Source organism: Thiocystis violacea (genome assembly GCF_016583565.1).
In the GTDB taxonomy this organism is placed as follows: Bacteria; Pseudomonadota; Gammaproteobacteria; order Chromatiales; family Chromatiaceae; genus Thiorhodococcus; species Thiorhodococcus violaceus_A.
The window spans coordinates 20,739-38,545 of record NZ_NRRF01000009.1; the positions used below are offsets into that span (position 1 = coordinate 20,739).

General features: G+C 66.5%; 16 protein-coding genes. 3 read left to right on the forward strand and 13 right to left on the reverse strand.

Annotated elements, in window-relative coordinates; translation table 11 throughout:
• Window positions 1-89 precede the first annotated feature (89 nt).
• From CKO23_RS05730 to mprF, 3 genes are all read right to left on the reverse strand, one after another.
• Window positions 90-728: a carbonic anhydrase gene (locus tag CKO23_RS05730; RefSeq protein WP_200328972.1), complete on the reverse strand. Its 639-nt coding sequence runs from the start codon at window positions 726-728 to the stop codon at window positions 90-92.
• Between the two features lie 108 nt (window positions 729-836).
• Entirely contained in the window at window positions 837-2,468 is a 1,632-nt protein-coding gene (locus CKO23_RS05735; RefSeq protein WP_200328973.1) for a virulence factor family protein, read from the reverse strand.
• An 83-nt stretch (window positions 2,469-2,551) separates the two neighbouring features.
• Complete coding sequence (mprF, locus tag CKO23_RS05740; RefSeq protein WP_200328975.1) at window positions 2,552-5,227, reverse strand: bifunctional lysylphosphatidylglycerol flippase/synthetase MprF; 2,676 nt, start codon at window positions 5,225-5,227, stop codon at window positions 2,552-2,554.
• Between the two features lie 221 nt (window positions 5,228-5,448).
• Here mprF and CKO23_RS05745 point away from each other — a divergent pair, with 221 nt between their 5' ends.
• The 3 genes from CKO23_RS05745 to CKO23_RS05755 all read left to right on the forward strand — a co-directional run bounded on the left by CKO23_RS05745 (window position 5,449) and on the right by CKO23_RS05755 (window position 9,085).
• A complete protein-coding gene (locus tag CKO23_RS05745; RefSeq protein ID WP_200328977.1) occupies window positions 5,449-7,338 on the forward strand; it encodes a DEAD/DEAH box helicase in 1,890 nt (629 codons plus the stop codon).
• Window positions 7,339-7,557: 219 nt separating this feature from the next.
• A complete protein-coding gene (locus CKO23_RS05750) occupies window positions 7,558-8,442 on the forward strand; it encodes an SIR2 family protein (protein ID WP_200328979.1) in 885 nt (294 codons plus the stop codon).
• A 244-nt stretch (window positions 8,443-8,686) separates the two neighbouring features.
• Window positions 8,687-9,085 carry a bacteriohemerythrin gene (locus CKO23_RS05755; RefSeq protein WP_200328981.1) on the forward strand — a complete coding sequence of 133 codons (399 nt, stop codon included), beginning with the start codon at window positions 8,687-8,689 and terminating at the stop codon, window positions 9,083-9,085.
• A 384-nt stretch (window positions 9,086-9,469) separates the two neighbouring features.
• Here CKO23_RS05755 and CKO23_RS05760 read toward each other — a convergent pair whose 3' ends face one another.
• The 10 genes from CKO23_RS05760 to nifB form a co-directional block, all read right to left on the reverse strand.
• The gene (locus CKO23_RS05760) at window positions 9,470-10,276 is read right to left on the reverse strand and encodes a class I SAM-dependent methyltransferase (protein ID WP_200328983.1); all 807 of its coding nucleotides are present in this window, start codon (window positions 10,274-10,276) and stop codon (window positions 9,470-9,472) included.
• Window positions 10,276-11,145 (reverse strand): radical SAM/SPASM domain-containing protein, encoded by an 870-nt coding sequence (locus CKO23_RS05765; protein ID WP_200328985.1) that lies wholly within the window; start codon window positions 11,143-11,145, stop codon window positions 10,276-10,278. Before CKO23_RS05765 ends, CKO23_RS05760 begins: the two co-directional genes overlap by 1 nt.
• A 368-nt stretch (window positions 11,146-11,513) precedes the next feature.
• Complete coding sequence (draG, locus tag CKO23_RS05770; RefSeq protein WP_200328987.1) at window positions 11,514-12,458, reverse strand: ADP-ribosyl-[dinitrogen reductase] hydrolase; 945 nt, start codon at window positions 12,456-12,458, stop codon at window positions 11,514-11,516.
• A complete protein-coding gene (locus CKO23_RS05775) occupies window positions 12,433-13,017 on the reverse strand; it encodes a nitrogen fixation protein NifQ (protein ID WP_200328988.1) in 585 nt (194 codons plus the stop codon). Before CKO23_RS05775 ends, draG begins: the two co-directional genes overlap by 26 nt.
• Before the next feature lie 2 nt (window positions 13,018-13,019).
• A complete protein-coding gene (locus tag CKO23_RS05780; protein ID WP_200328990.1) occupies window positions 13,020-13,370 on the reverse strand; it encodes a 2Fe-2S iron-sulfur cluster-binding protein in 351 nt (116 codons plus the stop codon).
• A 16-nt stretch (window positions 13,371-13,386) separates the two neighbouring features.
• Window positions 13,387-13,671: a 2Fe-2S iron-sulfur cluster-binding protein gene (locus CKO23_RS05785; RefSeq protein WP_014778533.1), complete on the reverse strand. Its 285-nt coding sequence runs from the start codon at window positions 13,669-13,671 to the stop codon at window positions 13,387-13,389.
• Window positions 13,672-13,749: 78 nt separating this feature from the next.
• A complete protein-coding gene (locus CKO23_RS05790; protein WP_200328992.1) occupies window positions 13,750-15,066 on the reverse strand; it encodes an FprA family A-type flavoprotein in 1,317 nt (438 codons plus the stop codon).
• Window positions 15,063-15,506, reverse strand: a complete 444-nt coding sequence (locus CKO23_RS05795) for an ArsC/Spx/MgsR family protein (RefSeq protein ID WP_200328993.1) — start codon at window positions 15,504-15,506, stop codon at window positions 15,063-15,065. Before CKO23_RS05795 ends, CKO23_RS05790 begins: the two co-directional genes overlap by 4 nt.
• 236 nt (window positions 15,507-15,742) lie before the next feature.
• Complete coding sequence (locus CKO23_RS05800; protein WP_200328995.1) at window positions 15,743-16,021, reverse strand: ferredoxin; 279 nt, start codon at window positions 16,019-16,021, stop codon at window positions 15,743-15,745.
• A 41-nt stretch (window positions 16,022-16,062) separates the two neighbouring features.
• Window positions 16,063-17,559 (reverse strand): nitrogenase cofactor biosynthesis protein NifB, encoded by a 1,497-nt coding sequence (nifB, locus tag CKO23_RS05805; protein ID WP_200328997.1) that lies wholly within the window; start codon window positions 17,557-17,559, stop codon window positions 16,063-16,065.
• Between the last annotated feature and the right edge of the window lie 248 nt (window positions 17,560-17,807).

The window sequence follows — 17,807 nt, forward strand, 5'->3', positions numbered from 1 at the left end:
ATCGCGTCAAATCACGGACGCGCTGTGGCTAGACACCCAGATTGCGTCGCCAGGGCCTGCCTAGAAACGCGGGTCAGGTGCCGCGCCGTTCAGCTGCCGCCGGGTGCTCCATCGAAGAAGTCGACCATGCCGGACTCCAGCGAGTACTCCGCGCCGATGACCACAAGACCGTCATCCTGGATCAGGGACTCGATGATCGCGGAGCCGTGGCGCAGATGATCGACCGAGGCGCGCACATTGGCGCGCACGGAGGCCCTGAGCAGCGCCGGGCGATCATGGCGCAGCTCGGTGTCCAGGAGCCCCCTGACCGCGGGCATGACGCGGTTGACGATGGCGGCGACATTGCGCGATTCCGTCCCCTCGCCGTCCAAGAGCGTCTCCAGTGTCGCGGTGACGGCGCCGCAGCGCGAATGCCCGAGCACGATGACCAGGCGGGTGTGGTAGCGGGAAACCGCGAACTCCACGCTGCCCACCTGCGAGGGCGCAACGATGTTTCCCGCGACGCGAATCACGAAGAGATCCCCGAGGCCTTGATCGAAGATGATCTCGGCCGGAACGCGCGAGTCCGAGCAGCCCAGAATGATCGCGAACGGCTCCTGACCGGACATCAGCTCCTCGCGGCGCTGGTGGCTCAGCGGTTTGTCCGGGTTGGAGAGGTTATTGGCGAAGCGAAGGTTGCCTTCGCGCAGGCGCTCGAGCGCCTCCAGGGCTGACAATTTGGTCGGCATGCAATGGTCTCGGGGGCAAGGGTTGACCCGCCAGTGTATCCAGGCCGCAAGGGCGCCGCCAGGGTGCGTGATCAAACCGAAACGCGCCGGATCCATCCCCGGGCACCCTCAGTCTTCCACCACCGGGTGCCGGGCCGCGGCGGCCGCCTTGAGGATCAGGGTGGCAACACCCGCATAGTCCTCGTCGAAGTGGTGATCGCCCGCGACCTTGTCGACCTCGATCCCGCGCTCGGAGAGCTGTGGGCAGAGGCTGTCATCCTCTTCCGCTCCATAGATGCACAGGCCGCGCGTCCACGCGAGCTGGCGCAGTTGCGGCAACACCGGCAGGGCGTCCTCGCCCCGCGCGGTGTCGAGCCAGTCGTTCAGATGGAATTCGAACATGGCCGTCGGCCCCAGCCCGAGCAGGGCGACGAGATCCACGCGTGCGCGCAGATCCGGCGGCAGGCCATTGGCCATGAACGGCAGCACCTCGGCGCCGAAGGAGTAGCCGATCAGGATCACCCGCTCCTTGTGCCAGGCCGCGAGATAATGGCGCAGCACCCGGATGAGATCCTGGGTCGCCTCGGCCGGCGAGCGCGCGCTCCAGTAGTAGCTCAGCGAATCCCAGCCCACCGTGCTGACCCCCTTGGCGGCCAGGGTCGCGCTCACCCCGCGGTCGAGCGCCGCCCAGCCGCCGTCTCCCGAGAGCAGGATGGCGAAGGTCGCGGGATCTTCGGCGGGGGCGCGAACCTCGTTCAGGGGCAGTCCGGCGGTATCCGCCTGCGCGGAGACCATCCCGACCTGATGGGGGATGCGCGGGTCGAGCCATTGGAGCAGGGATGCCAGCGGGGCCGGCTCGTCGCCGCCGGCAGCGGGCGCGCCCGGACGTGGGGCGTCGGTCACCAGCCTGGCATTGCCGATCGGATGGATGAAGGCGCTGACCTCATCCGCCGTGCAGGAGGGCTCCGGCAGTCGCAGCGCCGGGTCCGCTTGGCCGTCGAACAGGAACCAGGCGCTGGGGACCTGGCCAGCTGGCGGGAGACGGTCGCCCTGGACCAGGGATGCGCTCAGCTCTCGGCGTTGGCAGGCCGGCACGGATGACGGCCAGCGCGGACAGAACCCCAGGCTCGCCGCGGCGTGAAAGCTGTTCGGCGCCGATTGCAGCAAGGCCGCATAGACGAGTGCGGCGCCGTCGGCCGCTCCCACGAGGATCGGCAGGCTGTCGCGGGGGAGGCGCTCACGAGACGCCGTCCACGTCGCCAGATCCGCCAGCTCGGCGGCGAGATCCCAACACCCGGCGGCGGGCTCCGGGGTCGCCTGCCCGGACCAGAGCCCCTGCAGCCAGCGCGGCAAACGCGACAGGGTCGCGCCGAGATTCCACCAGGGCGCCGGTGGCGCCGTCACCGGTCCCTCGGACCAGTCGATCCCGACCACCAGGTACCCCTGATCGGCGACCTCGTCGGCGGTGGCGATGGCCATGCCGTCCCAGCCCTGGGAGCCGGGGAAGAAGAGCGCCAGCCCCTTGGGCGCGTCTTGCGGATGGACGAGGTGCAGGAGCCGCCCATTGCGCGTCGCCGTCTCCTCGGTCATTGCGGCCGCGGGCGCGGTTGTCTCGGGTCTACCGCGCGCGTCCGGGTCGCTCGCCGCCGAGGCGGCGAGCGGGATCCATGGCGCCTGAGCGCAGAGGAGCGCGACGCAGAGCCAGGACAGGGAGAGCGGGCGTCCCTTGATGCGAGGGACGGCGATGACAGTGATTGACATGGATGCGAATCTCGAAAAAGGCGCCGCTGCACCGGCCGAGTATCCGCGCTCAGGGGGAGCGCGGTGGCCTGGGGCGCTTCGTCTCAGGGTCGAAGCAGGATGCGTCGGTAACCGCCCGCGACCAAGGCGGCCAGATCGATCAGCAGCGTCGGCAGTGGGCGATAGAGTGGGTAGGCAATGTAGCGGCTCTGCCACACCGGATGGAATTTCTCCTTGAAGCTGCGCAAGCCCTTGTAGTTGTAAAGACGGCTGCCGTAGTCGTAGGCCAGGCCGGCGAGACGTTCGTCCGGACGCGCGTAGCGGATGTTCCCGACGCCGCTCAGGGGGGCCATGCCCAGATTGAACCAGCCATAGCCCTCGGCGCTCGCCCACTCGATGATTCGGGTGAAGAGGAAGTCCATGGTCCCGGGGGGCGCGTCCGGGAGCTGCCGCATCAGATCCAAGCCCAGTTCGCGCTGCCCCGTATAGGTGGGTGTCAGGCTCGCGAAGGCGACGACGCGCTGCGCCTGGCGCACCACGAAGAGGGGCGCCCACGCGAGGTAATCGCGATCGAAGGCGCCCAGGGAGAAGCTCTTTTCGCCGCCGCCCCGTTCCCGCAGCCAGGCGTTGGAGATGGCCTCGAGGGTCGGCCAGAGGGCGTCGTCCAGCGGCGGCTCCAGCAATTCGACGCTCAGGCCCTCGCGCAGGGCGCGGTTGACCGCGGTGCGCAGGGATTGGTTGCGTCGGCCCGTGAGGGTGAAATCGGCCAGCGGCACTTGGGCCATCTCGCCGGCCTTGAACAGCGCGAAGCCGCAGTCGTGGTAGAGATGCAGGTGCTCGTTGCCGATCTCGTAGAACACGGGGTCTAGGTCGTGGCGGTCGGCCAGGTCGCGAAACTCCAGGAGGGCTTGCCCAAAGCCCCGCGCGTCGCCGATCGGATCGCCCAAGGCCACCAGGCGGCTGCGGACGCGTTTGTACTGGATCAGGCAGTGCCCCTCGGCGGCGTACAGGAGGTGCTTGTCGCCCATGAAGAGCAGATGGGCGAAGCTGCCGCCGCCATTGACCTCCAGCCAGTCGCGCGCCTGGGTGAGCGCGCCCAGGTCCGTCGGCGGGAATTCCGGCTTGGGCATGCGGAAGATGCCCCAGGCGAGCCAGCCCGCCAGCGCCAGGATCGCCAGCGGCAGGGAGCGCAGGTAACGGGCGATGTGAAGATGCGGCTCGGACTGGAGCCACAATCCGCTCTCCCCCAGCCCCTCGCGATGCAGCCAGATGCCGAGCAGGATGTAGCCGGCGACGCTGGCCAGCAGCGCGAGCATCCACAGCAGGCCGCGCTTGCAGAACAGCGGGTAGGAGACGCGGTAGAAGGCGTTACGCCGCGACCAGAGGAGACCCGCGACGGCCAGCAGAAAGAGGACTTGCCCGGCCGAGGCCCCCTTGAGCAGGCTGAGGAGCGCGCCGGCCAGAAGCAGCGGCACGGAGACCTGATAGGCCGAGCGCACCTGCTGACCAATCCCGCGCGACAGCGCGATGAGCACCACGCCCACGCCCACGGAGAGGAAGTGCGACAACTCGATCGCCCCCAGCGGCAGCACCAGCAGCAGGCGCTCCACGCGCTCCTCCAGGGCCGGCAGCGCGGCCGAGACCAACAGCAGCAGACCGGTCGCGAAGGTCAGCAGGCCAAGCAGGCGCATCCCCAGCCCAGTGATGACGAGCAGGGGCAGCCGCAGCAGGCCGATCAGCGGATTGTCCTGCCAATGCCGCGCGATCCGGCCCAGGATCGGCGATTCGGCGCGGCTCAGCAGGCCGCTGCCCAGATAGAGCCCGATCAGCCAGGGCACCAGGTAGTAGACCAGGCGGAAGACCAGCAGTCCCGCCGCGGCGCTCTCGGCCGGCGCCCCGGCGCCTGTCAGCATGATCAGCAGGGAGGTATCGAAGACCCCGATCCCGCCCGGAATCAGGCTCATCACGCCCAGGGTGGCCGCGAAGGTGAAGGCGCTCAGGAAGACGAGTGGCGGGAGCTGGACGCCCAAGGCGGCCATGCAGCTCCAAGCCACCACCACCGCCAGCACCCAGTCGATGACCGAGATCCCGACCAGGGTCAGGCCACGCCCCCAGCCGAGTCGGGCCTCGCCGCTGAGCACACGGTGCATCAGCACCCGACTGGCCGCGAGCGCGAGAAAGACTGGCAGATAGGCGCCATAGGCGATCAGGATGGCGTGAACGGCCCACCTGGGGATGACCTCGGGCACCAGGTCGGCGTGACCTTGCGTCAGGGCGAGCAGCACCAGCACCGACAGCCCCACGGGCACCGACAGCATGACCACGCCCGCATAGAAGGCAGCGGTGCGCGTCGCCACGCCGTCGCGCGTGAGCAGCAGGATGCGGATGCCAGAGCCCGCCAACCCCGATAGGCCAACCAGATTGTTCATGGTGTTGGCCACCCAGCTGTAGCGGATCAGCCGGGCGGGCGGCAGCTCCAGCTTAAGCCAGCGGCTGAGCCACCAGTCGTAGAGGACCATCGAAAAGACCGCTCCCAGCGCCAGGAGCTGCAGCCCCAGGAGCAGCGCGAGGGGGAGCTGGCGCACGCTCTCGTGCAGGGCATGAACATCGAAGCCGCGCAGCTCGAGCCAGGCGGCGATCCCGGTGACGGCCACCAGCACGGGCGGGACGGCCCGCCGCAGCCAGCCGAGGAGCGAGACGGCGCGGCGGTTCGGATCCGGCGCCGCACTCGCCCGCGCGCCGACCGCATCCCTGGGCGGGGTCGTGTGGGACTGGGCCATGGTGACCTCGGGCGATACTGCCTTGGCGAGACGTTGAAGAACGACGGCGCCCGATCATAGTCCCATGCCGGAATCGATACCATGAAGACAGGCGATTGCTCGAATCCGAATTGCCTTCCCCATGTCAAATAGCTACAATACTCTGTTAATCTCGCGGCATTATACCTGGCTGGCCTTCTGGCCTTCTCCCGGCCGCGACCTTTCTTTCGAGAGGCCCCACCATGGACACCCCCGACACGAGCATCGGCTTCGACGCGCTCGGTCTATCTCCCGTGATTGCCGACGCCGTTCAGGCGCTTGGCTATGAGTCCCCCACGGCGATCCAAAGCCAATGCATCCCGCATCTGCTCGAAGGTCGTGATCTTCTCGGCCAGGCGCAGACCGGCACGGGCAAGACCGCGGCCTTCGCGCTGCCCCTGCTCAGCCGCATCGATCCGGACCTCAAGCGCCCGCAGGTGCTGGTGCTGACGCCGACGCGCGAGCTGGCGCTGCAGGTGGCCGAGGCCTTCCAACGCTACGCACGCAACCTCCCGGGCTTCAATGTGCTGCCGATCTATGGCGGGCAGGCCTACGGATTGCAGCTCAGCCAGCTCAAGCGCAATCCGCAGGTGATCGTCGGAACCCCTGGCCGGGTGATGGATCACATCCGCCGCGGCACGCTGCAGCTCGACGGTATCCGGGTTCTGGTCCTGGATGAGGCCGACGAGATGCTCAACATGGGCTTCGCGGAGGACATCGACTGGATCTTCGAGCAGGCCCCCGCCGAGCGTCAGGTCGCGCTCTTCTCCGCCACCATGCCGGCGGCCATCCGCAAGGTCGCTCAGGACCGCCTGAGGGATCCGGTCGAGGTGCGCATCACGGCGAGCTCCGAGACCGTCGACACCATCGATCAGCATCACTGCATCGTCACGCGGTTCCATAAGATGGACGTGCTCACGCGCATCCTGGAGCTGGAGCCCTTCGATGGCATGCTCATCTTCGTGCGCACCAAGAATGCGACCACCGAGCTGACCGACAAGCTCAAGGCGCATGGCTTCGCGGCCGAGCCGCTGAACGGTGACATGAATCAGGAGATGCGCGAGCGCACCGTCGAGCGTCTCAAGCAGGGGCAGCTCGACATCCTGGTCGCGACCGATGTGGCCGCGCGCGGTCTGGATGTCGAGCGCATCAGCCACGTGGTCAACTACGACATCCCCACGGACCCGTCCGCCTATGTCCACCGCATCGGTCGCACCGGGCGCGCGGGCCGCGCCGGGCGCGCCATCCTGTTGGTGGAGCCGCGCGAGCGCGGTCTGCTGCGTGCCATCGAGCGCGTCATCCGACGCCAGGTGCCGGCCATGGATCCGCCGTCCGCCGCGGCGCTGAGCGAGTCGCGCATCGACCGCTTCACCAAGGATGTCCTCAAGACGCTTGGCGAGCAGGATCTCGATTTCTTCTACCGGTTGCTCGCGCGCATCACCCAGGAGCAGGAGGTCGAGATGATGGACGTTGCCGCCGCGCTGGCCTATCTGGGGCAGCGCGAGCGCCCGCTCGACGTCAAGGAGGATCTGGCCCGCCCGCCGCGCCGCGACGCCGCCGAGGGTCGTCCGGAGCGTGGTCAGCGCCCCGCCGGGCGCGGCCGCGAGCAGGAGGACAGGGGCGAGCGCCGGCCGCGGCAAGATCGCGAGGATGCGGATCTCGTCAGCTACCGGATCGAGGTCGGTCATCAGCACGGCGTGACGCCGCGCGAGATCGTCGGCGCGATCGCCAACGAGTCCGGTCTCGAAGGGCGCTATATCGGCCGCATCGACATCCAGAACGACCACTCCGTCGTCGATCTGCCCAAGGGGATGCCGCGTGAGATCTTTCAGCACCTCCAGCGCGTCTATGTCTGTGGGCAGGCGTTGCGCATCACCTTGGCCTCCGAGGGCCCCGGCCGCGGCTGGTCCGGGCGGAGCGAGTCGGGCGCGGGCGGATCCGATGCCGCGGAGCCTCGCGCCAGGGCGCAGCGGCCGAGCGGTGGCTTCCGTCGCCCGGGCGGCGAAGGGGGCGCATCCAGGCGCCCGACTTTCGCCAAGGAGGTGAAAACCTTCAAGCGTGAGCCGCGCGCGACCCGCAAGCCGCGGGATTGACCTTGGCCCAAGCCCGCAGTCGTGGGCTTTGTTGCCTTTCAGACAAAATCCTCGGTCTTAGCGCACAATTGTGCGCGCCCCGCGTCGAGTGCGCCGCGCGTTGCAGGTTCGCCTGACCGCGAGGCGCAAGCCCCTCCCGCCCCTCGATCTGTTTTGCTCCTGATTGGCAGGTTATTTGCTTTTCATTGGGATCAACTCGACTGCTCAGGGGTGTTTGCAATGACGGTCACGCTCGAAACACTTGCCGCCGACCTCGCTCGGGGCGCCCTCGTGCCCTACCTCGGGCCTGGCGCCCTCGCGGGATCCAGTGATCCGGCGACCGGGGAGCCGATCCCGGCCGATAGCGACAGCCTCATTCTGGCCATGAACAATGGCAAGCCCATGTCGCCTCGACTCATGTGGGAGTTTCCGCGTGCCGCGATGGACGTCGAACTCAAGCGCGGCCGAGGCGCGGTGCACCGCTTCCTCAATACGACCTACGCGCAGCGCAGCTGGACGCGCTCGGCGCTGCACGATTGGCTCGGCGAGATCCATCCGCCCTACGTCATCGACATCAATCGGGATTTACAGCTGCAGGATTCCTACGCGGATCGGCCGCACACCCTCATTCGCGGCATTGCCCGCACGGGTGGAACCGACTACCGCTTTCGCCTCCATGCCTATGACGGCGAGACCTACCGAGAGGTCGATCAAACCGAGGTCGATCCCAGCTTGCCCATCCTCTTCAAGCCCATGGGGAGCCCGCGGCCCGACGAGACCTACATCGCCTCGGATGCCGACTATGTCGACTATCTGACCGAGCTCATGGGTGGCTTCGGCATTCCGGCCTTCGTGAAGTCCTACCGGGCCGGTAAGCAGTACCTCTTCCTCGGCTTGCGTTTTCTCCGCGATACCGAGCGCATGGTCATGTCCGACATCATCTACGCCGCCGGCTCGCCAGGCGGTTGGGCCCTGATCCCCGACCCGACGGAGAAGGAGCGGCGCTTCCTGGAGACGAAGGATATCGAGATCGTCCAGGCCGATATTCCGGACTTGCTGGCCGCGGCTGGTCTCGGAGACTCGGTTGCCGCGCTGATCCCCGAGGGCAGCGAGGTCGGTTGCTAGGCACCCGCGGGAAGGCCGCTTCCGAGCGATTTGCGATTTCCGATTTCCCCAATTTTCTTAGGCTTGCTATCGTTGGGCCAGGCGGCGCGCCAATGCGCCGGGATGTCGCTGAGGATCTGACTCCATCCTTCCCGCGGGAGGGACGTGCCGGTTCGGCCTGGGCGCTCAGCGGCGGCGAGAGAACAGGCGATGGGTGGTTGCGTTGACGTTCATGCGGGCGTGCAGCGAGACCCACGGAGGCGTCATGGCCCTGATTGAGGATTTCGAGGAGCGCTATCTCCTGGGTGTGCCCGCCATGGACCGCAATCACAGGGAATTCGTCGACCTGGTCAATGACATGGCGGCGTCGGGCAATGCGGTTTTCGCCTACCTCTTCAACGAGATGGTGCAGCACACGCATGCCCATTTCGCGGCGGAAGAGATGTTGATGCGGGAGACCGGCTTCAGCGCGGCCGCCGAGCACCGCGACGAGCACCGCCGGGTGCTTGGCGAGATGGAGTGGTTCGGCGATCGGCTCCAACTGGGCTATGTGTCGATGGCCCGGGCTTACGTCGTCGAGCGGCTGCCCGCCTGGTTCAAGGAGCACGCGGTGACCATGGACAGTGCCCTGGCAGCCTACGTCAGGCGACAGCATCGCGCCTAGCGCGGGTGCGCGCGCCGGCTTGCGTCGGATCGCGCGCCCGTCTCGACGTCGTCCGATTTAGGCGATTTCCGGGCAACAAAATACCCGCAGTTCCGATCCCGTAGGATGGGCAAAGCCCTGGCGATGCGCTGCTTTCGGAGTGCCGAGGGTCGCGGGGCGTGCCCATCATCCCAGCTCGGCGTCTTGCAAGATGGGCACGTCCGTCTGGCGTCGAGGTTGGGCTCGAGCCCAGAGCGCGGACGTTGCCCATCCTACCGATCCGGGTCTATTTGGGTAAGATCGTTTCCGGAAATCGCCTTAGGCCCTTGTGGTCATGTCGCCTCATGAGGGGCTGCATCGACTCTGGGTCGGAATCCATCCAAGCACCTCCGGCGAGCGCTCGCCTCATGCCCTTTGCCGCTTGCCAAGCAGCGAAAGAATGCGATAGCGGATGCTCAGCCGTTCGTCGTTGGTCACCTCTTGCTGACGCTGGATGTGGCGCAATGCCTCCTGAATCTGGCCGAGCCCCTCCTTGATCTCCAGTTCGTCGAGGCGTGAGATCCGCGCCGGGCTGGGGAGTGGGCGCCCGAGCACGGTGCCGGGCCGTCTGGCCAGTGAGATCTGGCGGGAGACTTGGGCGACCGGGCCGATGTCGGGATCGTGGATCGCGATCCAGTCCGCGTGGTGGGGGAGGAATTTATTGAATCCCAGCGCTGCGAGTTCTTTCTCGCTCCACTGGCTGCGGTAGGTCGCGAAGGGACCGCTGGCCGCGGCGCCGAGGTCGATGGCCTTGGGGGTCGAGAGGATCACGCGGTGACCGATTCGTTTGAGCTGATGCACCAGCTGGACGCCGCTCTCGGGGTCCAGGTGTTCCAGTACGCCGAGCGCCAGCACCAGGTCATAGCTGCGGTCGGTCAGCTCGGGAAGCCGCGTCATGGCATCGGCCTGGCGCAGGTCGTCGTAGACCCAGTCCGGGATATAGGGCAGGAGCGCGGGATTGGGCTCGAAGCCGTCGATGAGGACGCCTCGCCTTGCCCGCTGCTCGCTCTGGCCGTTCGCTGAAGGCGGCGTCTGGGCGTGCAGGTCGAGGAAGATGCGGCAGAGGATTCCGTAGAGTCCAATGCCGCAGCCCACGTCCAGGATCGACCTGGGATTCAGGCCCCGGATCTCGCCGAGGATGGGGGAGATGTGCTCGCTTGTCGTGAATGGCATCATGTCGATGAAAGAGAGAGGCTGGGTTGGAGGTGCGCCGACGCACCAGCCTGGCGGCCCTGGTGGTCGAGGTCCGGGGTGGATGTGTCGCCGCTGGCGCACGCCGGGGCGAAGAGCGCCCTGACCTGCTCGACGTTCGAGTAGCTCGGATCGAGATCGCAGTCGTAACAGAGCGCCGGAACGCGATCGCGCTCATGAAAGCCCTGGCGCACGGCCGCAAAGGCGGGGCCCGCCCAGATCTCCCGCACGCTTTGCGTGGCGAGATCGCCCATGGGATGCGAGCACTGATCGTCCGTGCAGCAGAGCGCGACGCGCCCGGTCACGGTGATGTAGAGCTGCCTGAAGGGTCGCGGGCAGAGTGTGTCCGGGTAGGGGCGGGGCCGTTTCGGCGTCGTCGTGACCACGCCTCCGCGGCTCGACCAGTCGGTGATCTTGGTCGCGTCCGAATGCAGGATCTTGTGGCGCTCGTCCCGTGGCAGCTGCCCCTTGAGATGCTCCAGCCGTTCGACGGCCTTCCCCGTATAGGAGTTCACCTTCATGGCGTCGAGACCGGCGGCGAAGAGGCTTGCGGCCCGCTCGGGCGTGAGCAGGTCACCGTTGGTGTTGATGAAATGCAGGGCTTTCGGGCACCGCGTCTTGGCGATGCGCAGCCAGCGCTCCAGACGCGTGTCGAGCAGCGGCTCGCCATTCAGATAGAAGGCAAGCCGCCCGGCGAAATCCATCTCCCCGAGATCCGCGATGATCTTGAGAAAGAGGCTCTCGTGCATGAAGTGGGGCGGGATGTCGATGTAGGCGTGCGTGCAGAAGTCGCAGCGTCTGGTACAGGCGGTGGTCGTTTCGATGAAGACGCAATCGAGGACGGGTTGCATGGCTCACTCGGCTGATCCCGGCGGCGGCGGGGGCTGGCCGGGAATGGGAGGCCCGACACCGAAGCGGCGTCGGGTGGTCAAAGGGTGCCCGACAGACGCGGCCCACTCGCGCGGGCGCCGACGAGCGGAGGCCGCTGCGAAAACACCGCGGCAGTCTAGGCGATTGGGTCCGCGCTTGGGGTTACCGAAGGTTCATCTTGGATCAGAAGGGCGATCTTGGGCGCGGGCATGCGCCGCGCCGCTGCGCGACACCGGCGACTGGCCGCCCCCGCGACTGGACTCGGGCGCGCGCCCTTGGCCGGAAAGGTTCGTCGCGAAACTGTCCCGTTAGCCTATCAGGCGAGGTGGCAAGAACTGTGGCGACGGCCTCACGTCCCCGATGAAAGGAGGGGAGACTTGAGGATGAGGCTGGTCGCCTGCTGCCGACAGGTCCGGGAGGTCGCGCCGTCCAGCGTCTTCAGCCAGCGTTTGGGGACGCTCGCCAACCCGTAGAGCGGCCCCGCGATCATGCCGAGGATGGCGCCCGTGGTATCCGCGTCGCCGCCGCGATTGACGACATCGATCATGGCCGACTCGAGCCCTTCTGTTCCGAACAAGGCTTGGAAGACGGCCCGCAGCGTCTCGACGATGTAGCCGCCTGGGTTCTCCTCACGCTTGCGATCGAAGCGGTAGCTCGGGTGGTTGGCGACGAGTTCCTCGGCCAGCGCGCGCAGTGACGCGGGTGTTCCACCGAGCACGGCCGTCTGCACCATGCGGATGACCGTGAGGGTGCCGGCGTCGGCGAGGGCGTTGTGATGGGTGACGTGGGCCTGGGTGCGGTTGGCGGCGGCGATCTGCGCCACGTCCGCGCCCAAGGTGAAGAGGGCGATGGGCAGTGTGCGCATGCAGGCGCCGTTGCCGGCGTCGTAGTCGTTCTCGGGGACTTGGGTCTCACCGCCGCGGCGATAGAGACTGATGCCGCGGCGCACGGTGTGGCCGATATCGACCGGCTTGGTGCGCATCCATTCGCTGAAGGCCTCGGCGATGGCGCCCGCATCGACCCCGCCCTTGTCGAGCAACGACTGGCCGAGCGCCAGGCTCATCTCGGTGTCGTCGGTGACGCGGCCCTTGCGCAGTCGCAGCCAGCCGCCGCCGATGATGTCGCGGTGCTCGCCGTACTGATCGCGGATCTCCCGCGGGGTCAGGAACTCGACCGTGGCGCCCAGCGCATCGCCGATCGCGAGGCCGAGATAGGCCGCGACGGCGCGCTCGACGAGGATCTCTCGGGTGACGCCTGCGCGACGCTGATCAATCCTCGGGTCCGAAGCAGACATTGTAGTCGGCGCAGACGTCGCAGGAGGGTGCGCGACAGACATAGATCCCCTCGGACTCGCACAGCTGTTTATAGAGGAAGCGCTTCCATTTCATGTCCTTGTCGTTGCGCGCGGCCAGCTCCGGGAAGTTGCGGCGCATCAGCTCCGTCAGCTCGGCGCGGTTCCACAGCCCGAGGTCGTACCAGAGGTGGTCGCTCGCCATGCAGCCGGCGGCGACCGTGTGGGCCATCCAGACCTCGGAGGGCGTCTGGTTGGCGCGGTGCGCGAGCAGCAGTTGGAGCAGCTCTTCGCGCTCATCCAGTCGGCTCGCCGTGACGGGGGATTTCCCGTCCATCGCCGTGAGTACGTCCGGGGAGATGCCGGGGAAGTGATGGGCCATCAGACGGTGGAAGTCGGTGACCTCCAGGCCGAGCCAGGCCGGAAGCGCGCCGCCACCGGCGGCGCGCGAGGCGATCATGCTCGCGAAGGCGCGATCATTGCCATCCCCGGCCGCGCGGACCATCAAGCGGGCGTAGACGCGATCGGCGTCCCGTGTCAAGTCGCAGGCCAGGGTGGACATGATCAGTACTCCACGAGGATGTCTTCGTCGCGAACGATCATCTGGCAAGCCAGGCGCCATTCGCTCGGCATGTCGTCGACCATCATCTGATCGATCTGGTCCTTGGTGAGCTTGCCGAGGTGGCGGAGCACGGTCTGCTCCTTCTCGGTCAGGTGATAGCCCATGCGCTGCTGCTTGCTGTCGACGCTGGTCACACGCACGATGCAGTTGCCGCACTCGCCGTCCTGGCAGTCGTGGTGCACGGGAATCTTGTGCTCCTTGGCCAGCTTCAGCAGGGACTCGGTATGACTACCGGCCACGGCATAGACGGTCTTGTCCTTGTACTCGGGGTTCGAAAAGGTTACGAGAGCCACGTTAATTCTCCAATGATCAAGCGGGTTTGACTCGGCAGTCGCCGAGAATTTGGGCCTGGCAGGCGAGCCGGTCATGACGGCTAGCCATGTTCTCGCGCAGCACCTTCTCTTCGAGCACGGACGGCTCGGTCAGATTGTTCCAGCCCTCTTCGACATGCATCATGCAGGTGCCGCAGTCGCCCTCGCGGCAGCCGTAGATGATGCCCGCGCCGATCTTTTCGGAGACTTCGATGACACGCGTGCCGGCCGGCACGTTGACGGTCTGATCGATGTCCGTAAAGGTTATCTTGGCCTTGGCCATGGTTGCAGACTCCTAAGTTTCGAGAGTTGATCCGTTGGGATCGTTGAGGTTAAGCGTTCGAGCTTGGTCGATCTGTCGTTAACCCAGTTCGGCAAAGTCGATGACCCTGCCTTTCTCCCCGCTCGCGATGGCGCCCGCGATGGCCCGCCCAAAGGCGCGGCACTCTTCGAGCTCCTCATCGGTCGGGATGAGTTTGATGCGCAGTCCTGCGACCGGAACCCGCATCTTGAGACCGCGCATGCGGTCCTCAATCATGCGCACGGCTTCTCCGGTCCAGCCGTAGGAGCCGAAGGAGGCCCCTAGCTTGCCTTTGAGATCGATGACCGCGAGCGACGAGAGCAGATCCCAGATCGGTTTGACGGCATCCCCATTGATGGTCGGAGAGCCGAGCGCCAGCGCGTCCGCCGATTCGATCAGGTCGACGAAGGGTTGGGTCTCGCCGCCCTCCAGGTCGTAGAGCGAAACCCGCAGACCGGACTGCTCTTCCGCGCCGGCGCAGATGGCTTCCGCCATGCGCGCCGTGTTCCCGTAGGAACTCATGTAGAAGATGATCAGCGAGCGCTCCTCGTTGCCGATCTCATCCGCGAAGGTCGAGGCCGAGAGCTCGCGATAGCGCTTGATGTAGCGGCGCGGGCGGTCGCGCAGAATGGGGCCGTGCGTCGGCGCGATCGTCTTGAGCGGCAAGGGCTCGATCAACTTGAGCGCGTTCATGACGTGGGTCTTGAACGGCCGCATGATGTGCGCGTAGTAGTAGTCGAAGGCAAAGCGGAAATCGCCGGAGCGGTCGTTGAACAGCCTGCCGTCGCAGAAATGGCAACCGAAGACGTCTCCGGAGAAGAGCACGCCGTCCTCGACCAGATAGGTGCACTGGGTATCCGGCCAATGCAGGAAGGGCGTGTGTAGAAAGCGCAGCGTGCGGTCGCCGAGCGAGACCTCGTCACCCGTGCCGACCGTCTCGAACGAGAGCGGTCGATCCTCGTCCTTCGGCTTCAGCAGCGCCTTCAGCATGGAGGTCGCGCGGGTCGAGATGTACAGCTTGGCATTGGGTGCGCGGCGCATCAGCTCCGGCAGGGCGCCCGTGTGATCGGGCTCAAGATGATTGAGGACGATGATGCGGATCTCGTCATAGTCGGCGACGGACTCGATGCGGGCGAAGAACTCGTCCCCGAAGCCAGCCTTGACGGTGTCGATGACGGCAACGCCGTCACTGCCCCGCACCAGATAGGCGTTGTAGGTCGTCCCGTTGGCCGTGCGCAGGATGATGTCGAAGGTGCGCAGGCTCGGATCCAGCGCGCCGATCCAGTGCACGCCTGGGGTGATCTCGACGGCCTCGCCCGGCTTGGCGATGGCCCGCGCAGCCGTTGCCGTTGCCGTTTCCGTCTGGAGACTCGTCATCGCGCGTCCGCCTCCGCGCTCGGCAAGTCGCAATGCGGATCCGGCCCGGTTTGCGAGCACGACTGCAGATCCTGATCGGCGGCCAGGTCGACGCCGAGCGCGCTCAGCAGAGGGCCAGGCTCGAAGCCGCAGCCACAGCCGCAGTCGGCCTCGATCAAGGGACGCCGGATCAAGAGTGGATCCTCGACCATGAGCGCGAGCGCCGTTGCCTCGTCCAACGCCTCCGGCTTCACCTCTCCTTGCTTGATGCGCGGTGCCGTCGGGTTGAGCCAGTCACGCACCGGCCGCGTGCCGAAAAAGGGGCGCAACCGTTCGGCCGTCCAGGGCTCCGCGAGCAAGCTCTTCACCCTCAGCTCGATCCCCTGCGCCCGCAGCAAGGCATTCTGCTTGGCGTTCGAGATGCAGCCGGGCTTTTCGTAGAAGACGACCGAGGTTGTCACGCTGATGGGCTCCTGGGTGCGAATGTTTGAGCATGTCGGATGGGCAAAGCCCGCGAAATATGGTTTGACCCTTGCGTTGACGCGGCCCGTGCGTGCCCATCTGCTGGCTTGCAGCGGGCAGGATGGGCACGCCGGTCATGCGTCGATGAATCCTGCCGCGCCTTGGGCGCCGGCTTTGCCCATCCTACGAGCTGAGGGTGCAATCGCCGCCCCACGATAGGTTGATCAGGGTTTGCTCAGCGGGCCTGGATTTCAGCCCGCGCGGCGGCGAGGCGCTCCGGCGGAATGCCGGTCAGCGAGCCTGGCGGATTCACCGGCACGCCCATGCCATTTAAAATGACCCCTTCGATGGGGCAGATGCTCGCGCACTGCGCATCCGCGTAGTCGCCCTCGCATTCGGTGCACTTCTTTGCATCGATCAAGAAGTGAGGCTTGGCCTCGAAGATGGCCTTGCTGGGGCAGAGCGGCTCGCAGGCCCAGCAGTTGACGCAGCCTTCGATGATCTTGAATGCCATTGAATCAGTCCCCTTGGGTCGTCGCGATCGGTGGTTTCGGCTCAGGCCGACATGCGCTGTGGCTCGGCCTTGGGTCGATCCAGCTGGCCGGATTCGGCCATCTCGCGGTAGATGGCGGCGACGGCCTCTTCGATCGGCTCCATCGCGTGCTCGCCGTTCGGCGCGATGCCGGCGGCCTCCAGCTGACCCCAGGGCTCGTAGCCGATCTTGGCGCAGAGCACGACCTCACAGCCTTCCAGGGTGCGGATGGTCTTCTGCAGCGCCGTCTCGGCGTCGCCGCAGGTCGTGTCGCCGGAGCAATAGAGATCGACCTTGCGGGCGCCGATGAAGCGGACATCCATCGCGGAGGCCTCATAGACCAGGAATTCGCGGGCGTGACCGAAGTGTTGATTGATCACGCCGCTGCCGGTGGTCGCAACGGCCATGAGCACCGGGCGCGGTTCGCTCTTGGGCTTGAGGTTGCGCTTGAGCGAGGACAGGGACACGAAGGTCTCGCCCGTCTGCTCGCGCTGAGCCGCGCGATTGGCCTCGATCTCCGCATGGACCTCGGCCCGGCGCGCCATGGCCGACGCGTAGTCGATCTCCATGGTCTCGATCTTGTCGAGCGTGAACTCGTGTCCGCGGTCCTCGCCCAGCATGCCGACCGCGTCCGCACGGCACTGGCGGCAGTGGCGCATCATGGCCATGTCGCCGGCGCAGGCGTCCTGCAGGGTCTGCAGCTCCGCGTTGGTCGGGCCGCGCTGACCCATGAGTCCGAAGAAGGTGCCGTGCTCCTCCTCGGCGATCAGGGGCATGACGTTGTGCAGGAAGGCGCCCTTGGCCTTGACGACGCGGCTGACTTCCTTGAGGTGCTCGTCGTTGACACCGGGGATGAGCACCGAGTTGACCTTCACCAGCACGCCGCGCTCGACCAGCATCTCCAGCCCTTTCTGCTGCTGCTCGATGAGGATCTCGGCGGCCTTGCGGCCCTTGATGCGGCGGTTGTTCCAGAAGATCCAGGGATAGATCTTGGCGCCGACGTCGGGATCCACGCAGTTGATGGTGATGGTGACGTGCTCGATGTTGTGCTTGCACAGCTCCTCGGCGACGGCGGGCAGTGCCAGGCCGTTGGTGGAGACGCAGAGGCGGATGTCCGGCGCCTTCTCGGAGAGCTGGCGGAAGGTTTCGAGCGTGCGTTCGGGGTTGGCCAGCGGATCGCCGGGGCCGGCGATGCCGAGCACCGTCATCTGCGGGATGTTGGCCGCGACCGCCAGCACCTTCTTGACCGCCTGATCCGGCGTCAGCAGCTCGGAGACCACGCCGGGGCGCGACTCATTGGAACAGTCGTATTTGCGGTTACAGTAGTGACACTGAATATTGCAGGCGGGCGCCACCGCGACGTGCATCCGCGCATAGTGATGATGCGCATCCTCGGAGAAGCAAGGGTGATTGTTGACCTTTGCGCGGATCGCCTCCGGCAGATGGGTGAGACGATCGGTGCTGCTCCCGCAACCGCTCGATGCGCAGCCTCCGCTTTGGCTCAGTACCTTCAAATCCATCACGCCGCCTCCGGAAAAGTAGGGCGCCTGCCCCAGGTGAATCGAGATCTGCTGGGTACTAAGCAAAGCGCGTGCCCAGTGGATCTCTTGGCCTATGTGGCTGATTCTAAAAAGCGGAGTCTGCGTGTATGGGCGTGTTTGTTAGGATCGCGACAGAGCCGTGCGAGCCTGCTTGTGGGAATCTGGACAGCTGAAGCCCGGCCGTCTCGCGCAGCGCCGCGGATCGACGGGCGCACCCGGCGCCCAGG

What these genes read in the sequence shown, in the direction of transcription:
- CKO23_RS05730 (WP_200328972.1), bottom strand. Translation starts at nt 728, where the DNA reads ATGCCGACCAAATTGTCAGCCCTGGAGGCGCTCGAGCGCCTGCGCGAA.
- CKO23_RS05735 (WP_200328973.1), bottom strand. Translation starts at nt 2,468, where the DNA reads ATGTCAATCACTGTCATCGCCGTCCCTCGCATCAAGGGACGCCCGCTC.
- mprF (WP_200328975.1), bottom strand. Translation starts at nt 5,227, where the DNA reads ATGGCCCAGTCCCACACGACCCCGCCCAGGGATGCGGTCGGCGCGCGG.
- CKO23_RS05745 (WP_200328977.1), top strand. Translation starts at nt 5,449, where the DNA reads ATGGACACCCCCGACACGAGCATCGGCTTCGACGCGCTCGGTCTATCT.
- CKO23_RS05750 (WP_200328979.1), top strand. Translation starts at nt 7,558, where the DNA reads ATGACGGTCACGCTCGAAACACTTGCCGCCGACCTCGCTCGGGGCGCC.
- CKO23_RS05755 (WP_200328981.1), top strand. Translation starts at nt 8,687, where the DNA reads ATGGCCCTGATTGAGGATTTCGAGGAGCGCTATCTCCTGGGTGTGCCC.
- CKO23_RS05760 (WP_200328983.1), bottom strand. Translation starts at nt 10,276, where the DNA reads ATGCCATTCACGACAAGCGAGCACATCTCCCCCATCCTCGGCGAGATC.
- CKO23_RS05765 (WP_200328985.1), bottom strand. Translation starts at nt 11,145, where the DNA reads ATGCAACCCGTCCTCGATTGCGTCTTCATCGAAACGACCACCGCCTGT.
- draG (WP_200328987.1), bottom strand. Translation starts at nt 12,458, where the DNA reads ATGTCTGCTTCGGACCCGAGGATTGATCAGCGTCGCGCAGGCGTCACC.
- CKO23_RS05775 (WP_200328988.1), bottom strand. Translation starts at nt 13,017, where the DNA reads ATGTCCACCCTGGCCTGCGACTTGACACGGGACGCCGATCGCGTCTAC.
- CKO23_RS05785 (WP_014778533.1), bottom strand. Translation starts at nt 13,671, where the DNA reads ATGGCCAAGGCCAAGATAACCTTTACGGACATCGATCAGACCGTCAAC.
- CKO23_RS05790 (WP_200328992.1), bottom strand. Translation starts at nt 15,066, where the DNA reads ATGACGAGTCTCCAGACGGAAACGGCAACGGCAACGGCTGCGCGGGCC.
- CKO23_RS05800 (WP_200328995.1), bottom strand. Translation starts at nt 16,021, where the DNA reads ATGGCATTCAAGATCATCGAAGGCTGCGTCAACTGCTGGGCCTGCGAG.
- nifB (WP_200328997.1), bottom strand. Translation starts at nt 17,559, where the DNA reads ATGGATTTGAAGGTACTGAGCCAAAGCGGAGGCTGCGCATCGAGCGGT.